This window comes from Streptomyces sp. G45 (assembly GCF_049542095.1).
GTDB lineage: Bacteria > Actinomycetota > Actinomycetes > Streptomycetales > Streptomycetaceae > Streptomyces.
Genome location: NZ_JBMUZU010000001.1, coordinates 1,760,892 through 1,775,518 on the forward strand (window position 1 = coordinate 1,760,892; position 14,627 = coordinate 1,775,518).

Annotated in this window: 11 protein-coding genes; 4 read left to right on the top strand and 7 right to left on the bottom strand. The window is 75.1% G+C overall.

Going from position 1 to position 14,627, the window contains the following annotated elements:
• Positions 1 to 16 precede the first annotated feature (16 nt).
• Positions 17 to 910, bottom strand: a complete 894-nt coding sequence (locus ACOBQU_RS06985) for a 3-keto-5-aminohexanoate cleavage protein (RefSeq protein WP_423625018.1) — start codon at positions 908 to 910, stop codon at positions 17 to 19.
• A 151-nt stretch (positions 911 to 1,061) separates the two neighbouring features.
• Positions 1,062 to 1,919 carry a TetR family transcriptional regulator C-terminal domain-containing protein gene (locus tag ACOBQU_RS06990; protein WP_423625019.1) on the bottom strand — a complete coding sequence of 286 codons (858 nt, stop codon included), beginning with the start codon at positions 1,917 to 1,919 and terminating at the stop codon, positions 1,062 to 1,064.
• A 263-nt stretch (positions 1,920 to 2,182) separates the two neighbouring features.
• Here ACOBQU_RS06990 and ACOBQU_RS06995 point away from each other — a divergent pair, with 263 nt between their 5' ends.
• The 3 genes from ACOBQU_RS06995 to ACOBQU_RS07005 all read left to right on the top strand — a co-directional run bounded on the left by ACOBQU_RS06995 (position 2,183) and on the right by ACOBQU_RS07005 (position 6,251).
• Positions 2,183 to 3,229: an MDR family NADP-dependent oxidoreductase gene (locus ACOBQU_RS06995; protein ID WP_423625020.1), complete on the top strand. Its 1,047-nt coding sequence runs from the start codon at positions 2,183 to 2,185 to the stop codon at positions 3,227 to 3,229.
• A gap of 55 nt (positions 3,230 to 3,284) precedes the next feature.
• Positions 3,285 to 3,884 (top strand): MerR family transcriptional regulator, encoded by a 600-nt coding sequence (locus ACOBQU_RS07000; protein ID WP_423625021.1) that lies wholly within the window; start codon positions 3,285 to 3,287, stop codon positions 3,882 to 3,884.
• A gap of 135 nt (positions 3,885 to 4,019) precedes the next feature.
• Complete coding sequence (locus ACOBQU_RS07005) at positions 4,020 to 6,251, top strand: terpene synthase family protein (RefSeq protein WP_423625022.1); 2,232 nt, start codon at positions 4,020 to 4,022, stop codon at positions 6,249 to 6,251.
• 5 nt (positions 6,252 to 6,256) lie between these two features.
• Here the strand turns inward: ACOBQU_RS07005 and dgoD are convergent, their stop codons facing one another.
• The 5 genes from dgoD to ACOBQU_RS07030 form a co-directional block, all read right to left on the bottom strand.
• Positions 6,257 to 7,402: a galactonate dehydratase gene (dgoD, locus tag ACOBQU_RS07010; protein ID WP_423625023.1), complete on the bottom strand. Its 1,146-nt coding sequence runs from the start codon at positions 7,400 to 7,402 to the stop codon at positions 6,257 to 6,259.
• A gap of 158 nt (positions 7,403 to 7,560) precedes the next feature.
• A complete protein-coding gene (locus ACOBQU_RS07015; RefSeq protein WP_423625024.1) occupies positions 7,561 to 8,376 on the bottom strand; it encodes an SDR family NAD(P)-dependent oxidoreductase in 816 nt (271 codons plus the stop codon).
• Positions 8,377 to 8,489: 113 nt separating this feature from the next.
• Positions 8,490 to 9,782 carry a cation:proton antiporter gene (locus ACOBQU_RS07020; protein ID WP_423625025.1) on the bottom strand — a complete coding sequence of 431 codons (1,293 nt, stop codon included), beginning with the start codon at positions 9,780 to 9,782 and terminating at the stop codon, positions 8,490 to 8,492.
• Entirely contained in the window at positions 9,779 to 9,937 is a 159-nt protein-coding gene (locus tag ACOBQU_RS07025) for a hypothetical protein (RefSeq protein ID WP_423625026.1), read from the bottom strand. The genes ACOBQU_RS07020 and ACOBQU_RS07025 overlap by 4 nt, the downstream gene beginning before the upstream one ends.
• Before the next feature lie 161 nt (positions 9,938 to 10,098).
• Entirely contained in the window at positions 10,099 to 10,965 is an 867-nt protein-coding gene (locus tag ACOBQU_RS07030) for a metallophosphoesterase family protein (protein ID WP_423625027.1), read from the bottom strand.
• 213 nt (positions 10,966 to 11,178) lie between these two features.
• On the opposite strand from ACOBQU_RS07030, the gene ACOBQU_RS07035 reads away from it, so the two are divergent.
• Positions 11,179 to 14,409, top strand: coding sequence for an NACHT domain-containing protein (locus ACOBQU_RS07035; RefSeq protein WP_423625028.1), 3,231 nt, complete (start codon positions 11,179 to 11,181; stop codon positions 14,407 to 14,409).
• The last annotated feature ends 218 nt before the right edge of the window (positions 14,410 to 14,627 follow it).

Below are 14,627 nucleotides of genomic sequence, written 5' to 3' on the forward strand. Positions count from 1 at the left end.
GAGGGGTCCTCCGGGGTCAGGCGCGGGGCTTGAGGCCGAGCTGGGCACGGGCCTCGTCGGGGGTGGCGACGCGGGAGCCGAGGGCCTCCACGATCTGGACGGCGCGCTCGACGAGTTGGGCGTTGGTGGCCTTGGTGCCCTTGCCGAGGTACAGGTTGTCCTCCAGGCCGACCCGCACGTGGCCGCCGAGGAGCAGCGACTGGGCGACCCACGGCATCTGCATGCGGCCGAGCGCGAAGCTCGCCCACTGGGCGCCTTCGGGGAGCGCGTTGACCATGGACTGGAGGACGCCCGGGTCGGCGGGCGCGCCCCACGGGACGCCCATGCAGAGCTGGAAGACGGTCGGCTGGTCGAGCAGCCCCTCGGCGAGCAGCTGCTTGGCGAACCACAGCTGCCCGGTGTCGAAGATCTCCAGCTCCGGCCGCACTCCCAGCTCCTGGATGCGCCGGGCTCCGGCGCGCAGCATGTCGGGGGTGGAGACGTAGAGGTTGGAGCCGTCGCCGAAGTTGAGGGAGCCGCAGTCCAGGGTGCAGATGTCGGGGAGCAGCTCCTCGACGTGCGGCAGGCGGTCGAGGCCGCTGACGAGGTCGGTGCCCGGCAGGTGCGTGAGCGGCTCGTCGGGGTCGATGACGAGGTCGCCGCCCATGCCCGCGGTGAGGTTGATGACGACGTCGGTGCCGGTCTCCTTCACGCGTTCGACGACCTCGCGGTACAGGCGCGGGTCGCGGGAGGGGGCGCCGGTCTCCGGGTCGCGTACGTGGATGTGGACGGCGGCGGCTCCGGCTTCGGCGGCGGCGACGGCGTCCTTGGCTATCTGCTCGGGGGTGACCGGCACGTGGGGGCTCTTGCGGACGGTGTCACCGGCGCCGGTGAGGGCGCAGGTGATGATGACGTTCTCGTTCACGGGCATGGCGGGCTCTCCCTCGGGGGCGGGTGCGTGCCGTCGGTGCGGCGGCGGTACGGAGGTGCGTGGGTGCCTGGGTGGGTCGGTGCGGCGGTGGCTGGGCGCGGCGGTGCGCGGTGCCTGGGTGGGTGCGTGGGGCGGTGCGGGGGTACGCCGGTCAGGGCGAGGGGGGTGTCAGTGTGGCCGCCACGTGGGCGAGCAGGGCGGCGTGCATGGCGTCGGCGCTGGTGCCCTCGGCTTCGGGGGCACCGGTGGAGGCCAGCACCTGGGTGGCGAGGCCGTCGATGAGCGCCGTCAGGTGCAGCGCGGCGGCGTCCGGGGCGACCGGGCGGAAGGCGCCCTGGGCGACGCCGCGCCGGATGACGTCGGCGACGGTGGCGCGCCACTGCCGGTAGTAGTCGGCGTGCAGGCGGCCGATGTCGGTGGAGCGGGCGGCCTCCGCCCACAGGTCGAGCCAGACGGACCACTGGTCGCGCTGGCGCGGGGTGCGCGGGATCTGGAGGTCGATGAGCTGCCGCAGTTCCTCGGCGGCGTCGGCGGCGTCGGCCACGCGGGCGGCGCGGCGGGCGGTGTCCTCGTCCATGCACCAGCGGACGGCGGCCTCCAGGAGGTCGGCGCGGCCCGGGAAGTGGTAGTGGATGGCGGCGGTGCTGGTGGCGCAGGCCTGGGCGATGTCCTGGACGCGGACCGCGTGGAAGCCGTGCTCGGCGATGAGGCGGACGGTCTCGCGGACGATCTGGAGGGGGCGGCCCTCGGGCGGGGCGCCGGACGCGGGCCGGGCCGACGGGCCGGGCGCGGGCGCCCGGCCGCGCGCGCCGAGCAGCCAGCCCGCGTCGACGCCGCCCTCGTCGGCGATGCGGGCCAGCTCCGCCGCCGTGAAGCGGCGGGTGCCGCCGAGCGAGCGGGACAGCTTCGACGGGTCCATGACGACGCGGCGGGCGAACTCGCGCTGCGTCACGCCCGCGGCGGCGATCACCTCGCGGACCCGGGCGGGCACATCGGGGTCTTGCTCCATGGCCGCCACGGTACCCATGCGTTGAGATCAGCACAACATGAAGGGCACAGAAGCGCTTTTTTACTGGTGATTGCGATTCTGACTGATGCATCAGTAGGCGCCTCCGGCGCGGTGCCCGGCACGCCGGGGCTTGCCCTTGACCCGCACGTCAGGGGTTAGCTTCGCGGCCCGCCTGACGGCCCGGACCGCCTGGCCGTCCGGCCGCCGGAACGCCTGCCCGCCGGGCCGTCTGCCCGTCCGGCCGTCTCGATCGAGGAGCCAGCATGTCCGCTTCGTCCGCTCTCCCCGCCGTCTCCCGCGAGGTGCGGCTCGCCGCCGTCCCCGAGGGCCTGCCGCAGGCGCGGCACTTCGAGGTCGTCGAGGTCCCGCTCCCCTCCCCCAAGGACGGCGAGGTCCTGGTCCGCAACCGGTACTTCCACGTCTCGGCGGCCCTGCGGACCCTGATCGCCGGGAGCGTGCCCGACGCGCCGTTCCCGCCGATCGGCGTCGGTGACCCGCTCATCGGGGCCACCGTCGGCGAGGTCGTCGCGGCGCCCGGCGACGGCGGCCCGCGCGACGGCGGCCCGCGCGTCGGCACGAGCGTGTACCACTTCCAGGGGTGGCGCGAGTACGCCGCCGTGCCCGTCGCCGCGTGCCGCCCGCTCGGCGACGAGCTGCCCGACCCGGTCGCCCACCTCTCCCAGGGCCTGACGGCGTACCACGCGCTGACCCGCACCGCGGACGTGCGCGAGGGGGACACGGTGTTCGTGACCGGCGGCGCGGGCTCCGTCGGCTCCCTGGCGGGGCAGATCGCGCGGCTGCTCGGCGCGGGCCGCGTCATCGGCTCCACCGGGTCCGCGCACAAGGCGGAGTGGATGACCGGGACGCTCGGCTACGACGCCGTGGTGCGGCGCGGAGCGGGGCCACTGGCCGAGCAGTTGGCGCAGGCGGCGCCCGACGGCGTCGACGTGGTCTTCGACAACGTGGGCGGCGACGAGCTGCGCGCGGCGCTCGGCGCGGCCCGCAAGGGCGCGCGGTTCGCCCTCGTCGGCGCGCTGTCCGGGCAGTTGGCGCCGGAGCGCGACGGGGCGAGCGCGCCCGTCACGCTCGACTCGTTCCAGCTGATCCTCAAGCAGGTCACGCTGCGCGGCACGGGCACGCCCGCCGACCCCGAGGAGGCCGCCGAGTGGCTTGAGCGGTTCGGGGCGTGGCTGCGCGCGGGCGCGCTCACCTTCCCGGTGGTGCGGGTCGCGGGAATGGCCGCCGCTCCGGGCGCGTTGGGCGAGGTGTTCGAGGGTCGGCACAAGGGGACGGTGGTCGTCGAGCTGTGACCGCGCGCCCGGCGGGGCGTGGCGGCCCGGCAGGTGCGGCCCGCGAGGGGGACGGATGCGGATCGGCGACGCGGCGGCGGCCGCGGGGACGACGCCGAGGGCGCTACGGTTCTACGAGCAGCGCGGGGTGCTGCGCCCGCCGCGCCGCACGGCGACCGGGCAGCGGGTGTACGGGCCGGAGGACGTGGCGCGGGTGCGCGTCATCCGGCAGCTGCTGGCGCTCGGCCTGACCGTGGAGGACATCCGGGGGTGCGCGGACGGCATCGACCGCCTCGGCGCGGACGGGCTGCCGCGGCCCGGCGAGGCGGCCCGCATGCGCTGCGGGCTGGAACCGGGGGTCGCGGAGCAGCGCATCGAGCAGATCGACGCGGAGATCGCCCGCCTCACCGCCCAACGGCAGCGGCTCGCGGGCCGGGTGGCGGCGATCCGCGCGTCGATCGCGGGCGAGCTGACCGCGGCGGACCTGGCGGCGGCCGGGCTGACGGTGGCGGACCTCGAAGCCGCGGGGATCACGACGGCGGACCTCGAAACCACGGGGCTGACGGCGGCGGACCTCGGCTCCGCCGAGGGCGCGGCCCCAGGCACCGCCACCCCCGCGCCCCCAGGCGCCCCCTCCCCGTCCGCCCCCAACCCCTCACCCCGTACACCCGTTTGAACCATCCTGAACAACCCCCTTCCTCCCGTTCGGCGTATCACGCGATGGTGTGACCGGCGCCGGTCCGCCGCATCGGACGGCGCGTCGGGGGTAGTGCTCGGCTGGTCGTACGCCCCGCGTGAGGAGACAGCCGCGATGTCCCAGCCGTCCCAGCCCTTCGAACTGCCGGACTTCTACATGGCGCACCCCGCGCGCCTCAACCCCCATGTGGAGGCGGCGCGTTCCCACGCGCGCGCGTGGGCGCGGGAGATGGGCATGCTGGAGGGCTCGGGCGTGTGGGAGCAGGCCGACCTGGACGCGCACGACTACGCGCTGCTGTGCGCCTACACCCACCCGGACTGCGGCGAGCAGGCCCTGTCCCTGGTCACCGACTGGTACGTGTGGGTGTTCTTCTTCGACGACCACTTCCTCGAACTGTTCAAGCGCACCCAGGACCGCGAGGGCGGCAAGGCCTATCTGGACCGGCTGCCCGCGTTCATGCCGATGGACCTCGCCACGCCCATGCCGGAGCCGACGAACCCCGTCGAGGCGGGCCTCGCCGACCTGTGGCGGCGCACGGTGCCCGGCATGTCCTACGACTGGCGCGCCCGCTTCGCGGAGAGCACCCGGGGCCTCCTCAACGAGTCGCTGTGGGAGCTGTCCAACATCAACGCGGGCCGGATCGCCAACCCCGTCGAGTACATCGAGATGCGCCGCAAGGTCGGCGGCGCCCCGTGGTCCGCGGGCCTCATCGAGTACGCGGCGGCGGCCGAAGTGCCGCCCGGCGTGGCGGACTCGCGGCCGCTGCGGGTGCTCAGGGACACGTTCGCGGACGCCGTGCACCTGCGCAACGACCTGTTCTCGTACCAGCGCGAGATCGAGGAGGAGGGCGAGCTGAGCAACGGCGTGCTCGTCCTGGAGACCTTCCTCGGCTGCACCACGCAGGAGGCCGCCGACTCCGTCAACGACCTGCTCACCTCGCGCATGCAGCAGTTCGAGGACACGGTCGTCACGGAGCTGCCGCCGCTGTTCGCCGAGCGGGCGCTGCCGCCCCGGGAGTGCGCGGACGTCCTCGCGTACGTGAAGGGGCTCCAGGACTGGCAGTCGGGCGGCCACGAGTGGCACCTGCGCTCCAGCCGCTACATGAACGAGGGCGCCGTCGAGGGCACCGGCGCCTCACCGCTCGCGGGCCCGACCGGGTTCGGCACGTCCGCGAGCGGCGTCAAGGCGCTGCTGTCGCCGACCGGCGCCCAGCGGGCACGGCGGTTCACGCACGTCCCGTACCAGCACGTCGGCCCGTCCCTGCTGCCGGACTTCGACCTGCCGTACGGGACGACCCTGAGCCCGTACCTCCAGCGGGCCCGCCGCGAGGTGATCGACTGGGCCGCCCGCATGGGCCTGCTCGAACCGCAGCCCGGCGTGCCGGGCTCCGGGATCTGGGACGCGCACAAGCTCGCCGGGTACGACCTGGCGCTGTGCGCGGCCGGGATCCACCCGGACGCGACGCCCGCGCGGCTCGACCTGTCCACGGGCTGGCTGACCTGGGGGACGTACGCCGACGACTACTATCCCGCGGTGTTCGGCAGGACCCGGGACCTGCCCGGCGCGAAGGCGTGCACCGACCGGCTCGCGCTGTTCATGCCGCTCGGCGACACCCCGGCGCCGCCGCCCCTCAACGCCCTGGAGCGCGGCCTGGACGACCTGTGGCGGCGCACCGCCGCCTCCCTCGACGACGAGGAGCGGGCCGCGCTGCGCCGCTCCGTCGTCACCATGACGGACAGCTGGCTGTGGGAGCTGGCCAACCAGGCGCAGCACCGCGTCCCCGAGCCCGTCGACTACCTGGAGATGCGCCGCGTCACCTTCGGCTCCGACCTCACCATGCTCCTCAGCCGCCTCGGCCGCGGCGACGCGGTGCCGCGCGAGGTCTACGAGAGCGGCCCGATGCGCAGCCTGGAGAACTCCGCCGCCGACTACGCCTGCCTGATGAACGACCTCTTCTCGTACCAGAAGGAGATCGAGTACGAGGGCGAGATCCACAACGGCGTCCTGGTCGTGCAGCACTTCTTCGACTGCGACTACCCGACGGCCGTCGGCATCGTCGACGACCTGATGCGCTCCCGGATGCGCCAGTTCCAGCACGTCATCGCGCACGAACTGCCCGTCCTGTACGACGACTTCGCGCTGGGCGACGCGGCCCGCGCGGCCCTGGACGGGCACGTCGAGCGGCTCAAGCACTGGATGGCGGGCATCCACATCTGGCACCGGGACTGCCGCCGCTACCGCGAGGAGGACCTGCGCCGCGGGACGGTGCCCGTGCCGACGGGCCTCGGCATGGGGGTGGTGCGGCCCTCCTGGCTGCGGGAGTTGGCGCTGCCCTCGCCGCGTTAGTGCGGCTACCACTCCGCGAACGAGCCGTCCGACCGCCGCCACACCGGGTTGCGCCAGGCGTGGCCGCGCCGGTCCGCGGCCCGCACGGCCGCCTCGTCGACATCGACGCCGAGGCCCGGCCGGTCGCACCGGTGGGCGTGGCCGCCGGTGAAGCGGAACGGCTCGGTGTCCACGACGTACGACAGCAGGTCGGCGGCCTTGTGGTAGTGGATGCCCCGGCTCTGCTCCTGGATGAGGAAGTTCGGCGTCAGCCAGGCCATTTGGAGGCTGGCGGCGAGCGCGATCGGGCCGAGCGGGCAGTGCGGGGCGAGCAGCGCCCCGTACGTCTCGGCGAGCGCGGCGATCCGCACGACCTCCGTGATGCCGCCCGCGTGCGACAGGTCGGGCTGGGCGACGGCGATCCCTGCGGTGAGCGCGGGCAGGAACTCGGCGCGCCCGTAGAGGCGTTCGCCGGTGGCGATCGGCACGGGGCTCGCCGCGACCAGGCCCGCGAGGAGGTGCCCCTGCTCGGGCAGCAGCGGCTCCTCGGCGAACAGCGGGTGCAGCGGGGCGAGTTCGGCCAGGACGCGGCGGGCGCTGGCGGGCGTGAGGCGGCCGTGGAAGTCGACGGCGACGTCGCGGTGCGGGCCGAGCACGTCGCGGGCCACGGCGACCCGGTCGACGACGGCCGCCGTCTCGGCGGGCGTGGCGATCGGCGACGTCACCCCGGCGGCGTTCATCTTGACCGCCGTGAAGCCCGCGTCGACCTGGGCGGCGATCTGCTCGGCCAGGTCCGCGGGCTCGTCGCCGCCCACCCAGGCGTACACCCGGGCCCGCTCCCGCACCGGCCCGCCGAGCAGCGCGTGCACCGGAGCCCCGTACGTCTTGCCCGCGATGTCCCACAGTGCCTGGTCGAGGCCCGCGACGGCGCTCGACAGGACGGGGCCGCCCCGGTAGAAGCCGCCCTTGGTGAGCACCTGCCAGTGGTCCTGGACGCGCAGCGGGTCCTGCCCGACGAGGTGTTCGGCGAGCACCCGCACGGCGGCCCGCACCACCTCGGCGCGGCCCTCGACGACGGGCTCGCCCCAGCCGACGACACCGTCGTCGGTCTCCACGCGGCAGAACAGCCAGCGCGGCGGAACGAGGAAGGTCTCCACGCGGGTGATCTTCACGGTGCCTCCTGGGCGGTGCTAGGGGTCCTCCTGACCGGTGCGTACGGCCGGTGCGAGCCGCTGGTGCCTACGGCCGGTCCGTACGGCCGGTGCGAGCCACTGGTGCCTACGGCCGGTCCGTATGGCCGGTGGCGTGCCGCCGGGGGCGCTCGTGGGTCTCACGCGGACGCCTTCACCACGCTCCAGCCCCCGTCCACCACCAGGCTCGCCCCGGTGACGTACGCCGCCTCGTCCGCGGCGAGGAACGCGATGGCCGCGGCGACCTCCTCCGGCGTCCCGAGCCGCCGCGCCGCCGTGCCCTCGACGGTCAGCCGCCGCGCCTCGGCGGGGACGCGGTCCCAGGCGGGCGTGAGGATCGGCCCCGGCAGCACCGCGTTGACCCGCACCTCGGGCCCGTACTCGACGGCGAGCTGGGAGCACAGCGAGAGCAGCGCGCCCTTGCTGGCGGCGTACGCGGGACGTCCGGGCAGGCCCTTGTGGGCGTGGACCGACGAGGTGAGGACGACGGCGCCGCGGTGCGCGCGCAGGTCGGGCAGGGCGGCCTTGAAGCCGAGGAACGCGCCGGTGACGTTCACCGCGAGCTGCCGCTCCCAGGAGGCGCCGGTCATCTCGTGCGCGGGGGCGATCTCGGCGGCGTACGCGTTGCTGACGAGCACTCCCACGGGGCCGAAGCGGCGCGCGGTCTCGACCACGCGCCCCCAGTCGTCGGTGTCGGCCACGTCCGCCGCCACGAACGCCGCGCGCCCGCCGCCGTCCCGGATGCCGTCGGCGACGGCCGCTCCCCGCTCGGCGGCCACGTCGGCGACGACGACGGCCGCGCCCTCGGCGGCGAGGCGCCGGGCGGTGGCGGCGCCGATGCCGGAGGCGCCGCCGGTGACGACGGCCACCCGGCCGGTGAAGCGCGCGCTCGCGCCCGGCGGACGGTCGGGGCCGGGCGGGCGTCCCGCGTCCGGCGTGCGGTCGGCGTCGGTCATGTGGCGGCCCCTTCCGCGGCTCTCCCCGTGGCGGACCGTGCCATGGTTTCAGGGAACGCGGGCCCGCGCACGGGGTGATTGCGCGTGAGCCCGGCTGCCCCCGCCCGCCCCGGCTACGACAGGGAGCCCGTCCGGGCCCGGTCCCGGGCCGTGCCCTCAGCCGCGGCGTCCCGCGCCCCGGGCGCCCGGTCCGCGCGGGCCGCGCGCCGTTCGATCAGGGTGAGGACCGGGCCGGTCATGGCCGTGGTGACCAGGGCCATGACGACCAGCAGCGAGTACAGCGGCCGGTCGAGCAGGCCGAGGTGCAGGCCGACGCCCAGGATCACCAGCTCGGTCAGGCCCCGGGTGTTCATCATCGCGGCCAGTCGGCTCGCCCCGTAGGGCGCGAGGCCCTGCGAGCGGGCGCCCGCGTAGGTGCCGCAGAACTTGCCCACCACGGCCACCAGGAGGATGACCGCGAGGTCCACTGCGCCGCTCGGGCCGAGGCCGCGCAGATCCACCTTCAGGCCCGCCACCACGAAGTACACCGGCAGCAGCAGCGAGGTGACCTGCCCGGTGCGCTCGCACACGTCGTCGCGCAGCGCCCCGGCGGCGTCGCGCGGCAGCACCGCGCCGAACAGGAACGCGCCGAAGATGTAGTGCATGCCCATGGCCTCGGTGGCGGCGGCCGACAGGAGCGCGCCGACGTGGATCACGCCCAGCCGGTTCGCGCTGAGCGGCGCGACCCCGCCGTCGGGCCCCGCCGGGGCGGTGACGATCCGGCGCAGCAGCGGGCGCAGCGCCACCAGGAGCGCGGCGAACGGCAGCAGCAGGGCCACGCGCCAGTAGTCGTCGGCGCCGCCGACGACGGCCTGCACCCCGGCGAGCGCCGACCAGGCGACGATGTCGACGAGCGCGGCCGTGGCGAGCGCGATCCCGCCGATCTCCGTGCGGGACAGGCCCCGGTCGGCGAGGATGCGGGCGAGCACGGGGAAGGCGGTCACGGACACCGCGAGGCCCATGAAGACGACGAACGCGGTGCGCTGCTCGGTGGCGTGGTCGCGCAGCAGGTAGCAGCCGAGGCCGACGCCGAGCACGAACGGCACCAGGGTCGAGCCGAGCGCGGCCCCCGCGCTGACCCGGGTGCGGCCGCGCAGCACCCGGTGCTCCAGCTCCAGGCCCACCATGAACATGAAGAGCCCGACGCCGATGTCCGCGAGCGCCGTGAGCAGGGGGCGTACGTCGCCGGGGAACAGGTGGTCGGACAGGAGCGTGCCGAACAGCGTCGGGCCGAGCAGGATGCCGCCGAGGATCTCGCCGACGACGGGCGGCTGGCCGAGGCGGGCGGCCAGCGCGCCGAGGCCCCGGGCCAGCGCGAGGATCAGGGCCAGGTCCACGAACAGAAGCTGGATCTGCTGGCTGGTCATCGCCGGACCAGCCCCTCGGTCGTCTCAGTCACCTCAGTCACCGCGATCGCCGCGGTCACGTCGGCCACGTCAGTCGCCTCAGTCCCCTCGGCCACCTCAGTCGCCTCGGTCGACGCGCCGAGTCCGCGCGCGTGCCCCCGTACCGTCAGCCGCATGGTGCCCTCCTGTGGCTCCCGTGACGTCTGTGCGCTTCGTGCGACCCAGCTTCACGGGGGTGGCTGACACGCCGCTGACGACACGCGTCAGCCCACGGCGGAGGGCGCGGGCGGCCCGCTGTACACGGCGCGGGGCTCAGCCCGCCGTACGCCGCGCGGGGTCAGTCCGCCGTCCCCGGCGCGGGCAGGATCTGCCGCAGGCGCGGGTTGGGGTGCCGCTCGCGCTTCCACTCGCGCGGGTAGCCGACGGAGACCTCCTCGTGCCGGACGCCGTCGTGCCACGTGGTGCGGGGGATGTGCAGATGGCCGTAGACGACGGCCTCCGCGCGGTAGCGCACCGGCCAGTCGGCGGTGGCCTCCGTGCCGCACCACAGGGCGAACTCGGGGTAGCGCAGGATGCGGGTGGGCTCGCGGACGATCGGCCAGTGGTTGATGAGGACGGTGCGCGTATCGGGGTCGAGCGCGTCGAGCCGCTCCTTGGTGAGCGCGACGCGGGCGCGGCACCAGTCGTCGCGCGTAGTGTACGGGTCGGGGTGGAGCAGCACCTCGTCGGTGCAGACCACGCCGGTCTCGTAGGCGACTTCGAGGGCGTCGCGCTTGCCGTGGGTGCCCGGGGGCCGGAAGGTGTAGTCGTACAGCAGGAACAGCGGCGCGAGGGTCACGGGGCCGCCCTCGCCCCGCCACACGGGGAACGGGTCCTCGGGCGTGTGCACGCCCAACTCGCGGCAGAGGTCGACGAGCTGGCGGTAGCGGGCCTCGCCGCGCGACTGGTTCGGGTCGTCGCGGGGCGTCCACAGCTCGTGGTTGCCGGGCACCCAGACCACCGTGTGGAACCGCTCGGCGAGCGTGCGCAGGGACCACTCGATGTCGGCCATCATCTCGGCCGCGTCACCGGCGACTATCAGCCAGTCGCCCTCGTGTTCCGGCCATAGCTCGTCGACGAACTTCCTGTTCTCGGCGTACGCCACATGCAGGTCACTGATGGCGTACAGCCTCGGCGCCCGGCGCTGTGCAGCAGATGTCGTCACCCTGCGAGGCTAACCCGAGGGGCCTGGATCCCCGTAGTGCCTCCGGCGGGATCGCGGTAGGGAGTTGATCACCCCGGGGCCGCGCCCCCGCCCGCCCGGCGCACGCTCCCCCGCCCCCGGACGCACCGCGCCCCGCCGTCCGCGACCCCCTGCGTCCCGCCGTCCCAGCGTCTAAGGTTCCACAGTGCGTTCCGTTCGCGGATGGGGGCTTGGGTGGACGCCGGAACGGTGGGGCTGCGGATCGCGTCGTCGGTGATGGTGCCGCTCGTCAAGAAGCTGCTGCTGCCACCGCCGAGCGGGCCGGGCGCGGAGTTCGGCGAACGGCCGGTGCGGCTGCGGCGGTTGCTGTCGTTCACCGGCGACCAGCGCACCCTCAGCGAGGCCGACCTCTACCAGCTCGCCCGGGAGCTGGTGCGCCGCGCGGTGCGCGCCGCGGGCCCGCACGACCCGCCCGTCGCGCGGGACGAGCAGAACGCCGTCGGGTACGCCCTCGGCCACACCCTGCGCGCCCTCGGCGACCTCGACATGGACGACGTACAGGCCTACGACCTGGGCCCGGAGAAGCTCGCCGAGGCCCTGGTGCGGGCCAGCGCCCCCGAGACCCGTGACCTGCTCAGCGCCGAGGCCGCCCGGCTGCACGACCGCCTCCTCGTCACCGCCTGCCTGCACCTGGTCCACCAGTTCAGCAAGCGCCCCGGCTTCGAGGCGCGCAGCCAGGTCGAGCTGCGCCGGGGCCTGAGCGCACAGAAGGAACAGCTGCGGCTGCTCCTTGAGCGGCTGCCGACGACGCTCGCCGAGGACACCGAGTTCGAGCGGCGGTACGCCGACTACGTCGTGGGCCAGCACAGCACCCTGACCATCTACGGCGTCGACCTGCATGACGCGCAGAGCCAGGCCTGGCCCCTGGAGACCGCCTATCTGAGCCTGGAGGCGGTGCCCGCGCGCGACCCCGCCGAGCCGCTGCCCGTGCCCGGCAACGGCGACGCGGACCCCGACGGGCGCGGCGTCGACCCGGACCCCGAGTCGGAGCGCGCCGCGGGCCCCGTCGAGGCCGCCCTCGCCGGGCACGACCGGGTGCTGCTGCGCGGCGTCGCCGGGACCGGCAAGACCACGCTGGTGCAGTGGCTCGCGCTCACCTGCGCCCGGCAGGAGAGGGTGCCGGGCCACCTGCCGCAGCTCCTCGGCCGGGTCCCGTTCGTGCTGCCGCTGCGCACCCTCGCCCGCGACGACACCGAACTGCCGCTGCCCGACGGCTTCCTGGAGTGGATCGGCTGCCCCCTCGCGGGCTCCGAGCCCAAGGGGTGGGCGGTGCGGCTGCTCCAGGCCGGGCGCGGGGTGCTCCTGATCGACGGCGTCGACGAGATCCCGGAGGCCGAGCGCCCCCGGACCCGGGCCTGGCTCGCCAAGCTGCGGGCCGCCTTCCCCGGCAACCTGTGGCTGGTGACCACCCGCCCGTCCGCGCTGCCGCGGGGCTGGCTGGCCCGTGAGGGCTTCCGCGAGTTCACGCTCACCCCGCTGCGCCCCGTCGACGTGCGCCGCTTCATCCAGCGCTGGCACCAGGCGGCGGGCGCGGGCGGCGACCTCGCCGACACGCTGCTGCGGTCGCTGCGGGCCAGCCCCGAGCTGAGCCGCCTCGCCACCAACCCGCTGCTGTGCTCGCTGATCTGCGCGCTGCACCGCGAGCGCCGCGGCTTCCTGCCGCAGGGCCGGGTGGCGCTGTACGAGGCGGCCCTGTCCATGCTCCTGGAGCGCCGCGACCGGGAGCGCGACCTGTACGGCAGGCGCCCGCCGAAGCTCGACCAGAAGTCCGCGACGGAGCCCCTGAAGCGGCTCGCGTACTGGCTGATCCGCAACGAGCGCACCCGCCTTGAACGGCGCCACGCCGTCGACCTGGTGGAGCGGCTGCGCCCGTCCGTGCCGCAGCTGGCGCGGGCCGGGTCCGCGGAGGACGTGCTGCGGCTGCTCCTGGACCGCTCGGGCATCCTGCGCGAGCCCGCCGAGGGCGCCGTCGATTTCATCCACCGCACCTTCCAGGACTTCCTCGGCGCGAAGGCCGCCCTGGAGGACCACGACATCGGGGCGCTCGTCGCGCACGCCCACCTCGACGGGTGGGAGGACGTCGTCCAGATGGCCGTCGCCCAGGCGCGCCCCGACGAGCGCGCCGACCTGCTGACCCGGCTGACCGTCCGGGCCGACCGCGAGGGGGACGAATCCGTGCGCACCCGCCTCAGGCTGCTCGCCCTCGCCTCGCTCGACCAGGCCACCCGCCTCGACCCGGACGTGCGCGCCACCGTCGAGGAGCGCGCCGCGCAACTCCTGCCGCCGCGCACCATGCGCGAGGCCCGCACCCTCGCGGAGGCCGGGACGCTGCTGCTCGGCCTGCTGCCCGACGCGGACAGCCTCACCGGCGACGGCGAGGTGACGACGGTGCACGCCATCTGCCGCATCGGCGGCGACGCGGCCCTCGCCCGGCTGCGGGACTTCCGCACCACCCGGCAGTCCGCGGTGCGGGCCCAGCTGCTCGCCCACTGGGACCGGTTCGACACCGAGGAGTACGCCGAGGAGATCATCAAGCCGCTGCTCGCGTCCGGCGCGAGCGAGGCCGTCACGGTCCGCTCCCCGGCCGAGCTGAAGGCGCTGAGCGGCATGTCGGGGTACGAACGCGTCGTGCTCCAGGGCGACTTCACGGAGATGGACGTCCTCGGGGCGCTGAACCCCGAGGGCCTGCGGGAGCTGCGCCTCCGCGGCAACATGCGGCTGACCGGCCTCGGCTTCCTCGCCGCGTTCGCCGGGCTCGAAGTGCTCGGCCTGCACGGCTGCCGGGCCGTCAGCGACACCGCGCCGCTGGCCCGGCTGCCGCTGCTGCGCAGGCTCACCCTCACCGACCTGCCCCAACTGGAGCCGCTGGCCCGGCTGTCCGCCTGTCCGCGCCTGGACGCGCTGCTGCTCGGCGCCGCCGTGCCCTGGCGCGGCCTGCGCGACCTGCCGCGGCCCGGCGCGCTGCGGCTGCTCGCGCTGCCGCCGGACGCGGTGGAGCTGGCGGCCATCACCCAGCTGACGGAGCTGCGCGAGCTGCGGCTGCACAACGCGAGCGACCGGCTGCGGCCCGACGACTGGGACGCCCTGCTCGCCGAGTTGCCCGCGCTGCGCACGCTGCGCCTGTCGCACGAGCAGCTGAGCATGATGCTCTTCCCACCGGGCACCCGCATCCCGCAGCTCACCCGCCTGGAGGTCCGCTCCCGGGTCGGCGCGACGGTGTCCCTGCGGCGGATCGCCCGCCGCCTGCCGGGACTCGAGGAGATCCAGCTGACTCTCTTCGACAGCGTCGACCTGGTGCACCTGGCGGGGCTGCGCTCGCTGCGCCGGATCCAGCTCGACTACCCGGGCGAGGTCGCCGGGGAGCCGCCCGCGGGCGTGGAGCTGGCCGTGCGCCCCCGCACCTGAGCCGACGCGCTCCGTAACGATCCGGCCACGGACGGCGCTTCCGCCGCCGCGCCCGCCGACTGCCGTATCCAGGGCCCCAATCCGCCGTAATATGCGCGTTCCCATGCCCCGAAAGCCCTGGCCAGGGGATAGTGAGGGGTGTAACTTCTTGCCCCCGCGGGGCGGTTGACACGGTCCGGTCGCCAGGACCCCTTGCCCGGGCCGGTCGCCAGGGACGC